The 3593-nt window shown below is 62.0% G+C and carries 2 protein-coding genes and 1 pseudogene; 2 read left to right on the top strand and 1 reads right to left on the bottom strand.

All coding sequences use genetic code 11. From position 1 onward, the window contains the following. Positions 1 to 653, top strand: a 653-nt coding sequence (locus WBP53_RS03560; protein ID WP_423926002.1) for a pteridine-dependent deoxygenase, incomplete at its 5' end; no start/stop codon positions are given. Positions 654 to 926: 273 nt separating this feature from the next. Continuing rightward, complete coding sequence (locus tag WBP53_RS03555; protein WP_423926000.1) at positions 927 to 2879, top strand: protein kinase domain-containing protein; 1953 nt, start codon at positions 927 to 929, stop codon at positions 2877 to 2879. Positions 2880 to 3223: 344 nt separating this feature from the next. Here WBP53_RS03555 and WBP53_RS03550 read toward each other — a convergent pair. Further along, a pseudogene (locus WBP53_RS03550) lies at positions 3224 to 3593 on the bottom strand (DNA helicase II); the annotation flags it as partial.

Below are 3593 nucleotides of genomic sequence, written 5' to 3'. Positions count from 1 at the left end.
GCACCTTGCTCGAGCAACGCTGCTTCGAAGATGGCGCACGTGCCCATATCCTGCGCTTGTGGAATTACATGGATGCCATCAACGAAGGCGAAGGCGACGACGAACGCTACCGTCATTTCTGCTGTGGCCGTGCCCGCGGCATCACGCCAGCGGCACGAAACGGTTACTCGGCTGCGACTGCGATTGGCCGGCGCGACGGTGTTCGCGTACTGCAGGTTTATGGTCTGGCGGCGCGCCAGGCTGGAGTTGCCATTGAAAATCCGCGCCAGGTCAGCGCATGGTCCTACCCGCGCCAGTATGGCCCGGTGGCACCGACATTCGCCCGCGCCACGCGCACCCCAGCCGAACAGTTGCTGGTTTCGGGTACGGCTGCGGTGGTCGGCCATGCTTCCGTGCACGCTGGCGATACGGCCGCCCAGCTCGAGGAAACCCTGCGCAATCTGGAAAGCCTGCTGGCAGCAGCCGGAAGTGAGATTTCCAGTCGCGGCCTTGCCGCAACAATGCTGAAGTTCTATTTGCGCGATCCTGCGGATGTCGCGGTAGTCGAGCAGACCATGCGCGAACATTGCCCGCAGGTCATCGACAGCATCACCCTGTTCGCCGATATTTGCCGCAGTGACCTCGGTATCGAGATTGATGGCATGCAGGTCTGAGGATTCGATCTGGTCCGGCCCTGCTTCGGGGTTTTCCGGTTCGGTCTCGCGGCAACCTGATTGTGCGTTGCAACATGCATGACACCGGGCTGCCTGTGGTCTCACCCCCGGTTCTGCTGTGCTAACGTCTTCATAGTGTGATCAGGTTTGCATTCCGGGCGTGTCCGAAGTCGGCTTTTCGATGCGAAGCAATGGGCGAATTCCGGTTGCTATCGGGTGCTAGCATTTGATCCCGCAGCATCATTACTGGCGCGCCGCGCCTGGGAGACAAGCATGAAAACGCGATTGGGACACTACGACATCGTTTCCGAATTGGGTCGTGGAGGCATGGGCGTCGTCTACAAGGGACACGAGTCCTCGCTCAACCGCTACGTCGCAATCAAGGTACTGGCCGATTCCCTGGCCCACGACGAAGGCGTCAAGGAGCGCTTCCTGCGCGAAGCACGCAGCATGGCTGCGCTCAATGATCCGCACATCATCCAGATCTACTACATCGGTGATGACGAGGGTCAGACCTTCTTTGTCATGGAATTCGTCGAGGGCGAATCACTGGGCACCTTGCTCAAGCGTGAGCACAAGGTTGCCGCCGGTCCGGCCGCGAAGATCATCTACCAGACCGCGCTGGGCCTCGCCACGGCGCATGACAAGGGCGTGATCCATCGCGACATCAAGCCGGGCAACCTGATGGTTTCCAGCCGCGGCACGATCAAGATCGCCGATTTCGGCATCGCGCTCTCGAACCAGGATCTGTCCAACAAGCTGACCTCGACCGGCGAGTTCGTCGGTACGCCGGGCTATCTGTCGCCGGAAGTCTGTCTGGGCAAGCAAGTCGACCAGCGCTCGGATATTTTCTCGCTAGGCATCGTGCTGTTCGAAATGCTGGCCGGACGCATGCCGTTCACCGATGAATCGCCACTGGGCCTCATGCTCGAAGTCGTGCGCGCCGAGATTCCGGATGTGCGCGAACTGAACGAGGATGTCGACGAGCAGATCGCCTGGATCCTGTCGAAGATGATCGCCAAGGAGCCTGACGATCGCTACCAGACCTGCGACGAGCTGGCCCAGGATCTGGCCGCCCATCCGCTGGTGGCCAAGGGCGGACCGATTACGATCGTGCCCAAGGTCTCGGCTGCAGCGGCCACCATGGTCGGGCAAAAGACGCCGTTCTCGGGTCAGAACGCCCTGCCAAAAACGCCGGTGTCCAATTCGGGTGCCGCCAACACAAGAATTACCCCGTCCTCGCAGCCGATGCCGCCGGCCTATCCGTCACAGGATGCAGCGGCAACCGCGCCCGGCGCATCGGGCCAGGCCTTCGAGCGCCGATCGGTGCTTGAGAGCCAGGGTGGTGCGGGCGAAAAACGCAGTTCCATCGTGCCAATCGCCATCGCAGCCATTCTGGTGCTGGGTCTGATCGGCGGTGCCTGGGCCTTCCGCGACAAGATTCCGGGCCTGAGCAGCGCGGAGACGGATCGGGTTGCCATGGTTGAAACTTCGACGGATTCCACCTCCTCCACCGCTGGCGATTCGGGTACGACGGCAACTGCCGATACGACCGCAGCGGCAAGCGGCGAGGATTCGGGTTCCGCCGAAACAGGCGACACCCATTCAGTGGCCGTGGCCGATACGGGGGCCGACGGCCCGGGCCCACGTGCTTCGCAGGCCGATGTCGACGCGTTGCGTGATCTGCCAGCCGCCCGTGCCGCAGAGGAATCACAAGGCAATGTTCCCGCACCGCGCGCAGAGGAAGCTGTCGCCGTGGCCATGGTGCCGAAAAAAGCACCGAGCAAACCGGCCAAGCCAAGTGTGCCAACCATCGCTGTGGTTATCGGTGGGGATGATGTCATTGCCGAGCCGGCGCGTGATGCCATCGCCAGCCTGCTGCAGCGACGTGGATTCCGCGTGATCGAGGGCGGCCAGGTTTCTGGCAACTCGCCTGATCTGGGTCGACTGTCCGGACGCGCCGATGCCGTGGTTTTCATCCAGGCCAAGCCGGTCGGCTCACAGGAGTTGTTCTACTACGGTCAGGCGTCGACGCTCTACACCGTGCAACTGGGCGTGAAGGCTTATCGGGTTTCCGACGGCAGCACGCTCTGGAGCAGCAGCAAGTCACAGGTCAATTTCAGCACCTTGAATGCGACCGAGAAGGCTGAAGAAGCGGTCGGGCCGTTGCTGGATGATGTCGACAGGAACCTCGCCGAATTCCGCTCGCGAAGCGGTCGCGGTTGAGCACTTGATGCAGAACAGGAAAAAGCGGACTTCGGTCCGCTTTTTTTGTTGCCGTCTCCGAGCAAGAGCGATTTCCGCCTGCGCGGGAATGACGACGGAAGGTGCTGAAGTGTGAATGCCTGACTGCGCAGGATTGGCAAGATCCGTCGAGCACCACCTCTCCTGGCAACAACCAGCCGGCCAGGCCGTCACGCCCGCGCAGGCGGGAGGCGCCTCACAACAGCCGAACGGCTGGTCATCGCTCCGCTACCGCAACCGCTGGTCAGTCACCACCTGGCCCGTTGCTGCAACCCAGCCCTGCGCCGCGTTTCCCTCATTCTTCGTCACGGCATGGAGCCTCGCAATCAAACGGCTGAAAGATTGGCATACGCCAGCACCAGCCACTTCTGTCCGGCTCCTTCAAAGTTCACCTGCACGCGCGTGTGCGCGCCGGTGCCCTCGTAGTCGACCACGACACCTTCGCCAAAACTGGAATGGCTGACGCGCTGACCAAGCTTCAGGCTGTGATTCTGTTCGGCCAGTGAGGCGTGCGAAGCTGCAGGCATGGAACGGCTCGCCTGCACGCGCGGCCGGATTTCCTTGAGCAAGGCTGCCGGGATCTCGCCAAGAAAACGCGACGGCCGGCCATACATTTCCATGCCGTGCATGCGCCGCGTTTCGGCGTAACACAGCAGCAGATGTTCACGCGCGCGGGTGATGCCGACATAGGCGAGG

The organism is Dokdonella sp., from assembly GCF_049593775.1.
GTDB lineage: Bacteria > Pseudomonadota > Gammaproteobacteria > Xanthomonadales > Rhodanobacteraceae > Dokdonella.
The sequence above is the reverse complement of the archived record's forward strand: the minus strand, read 5'-3'. Positions and strand labels throughout refer to the sequence as shown.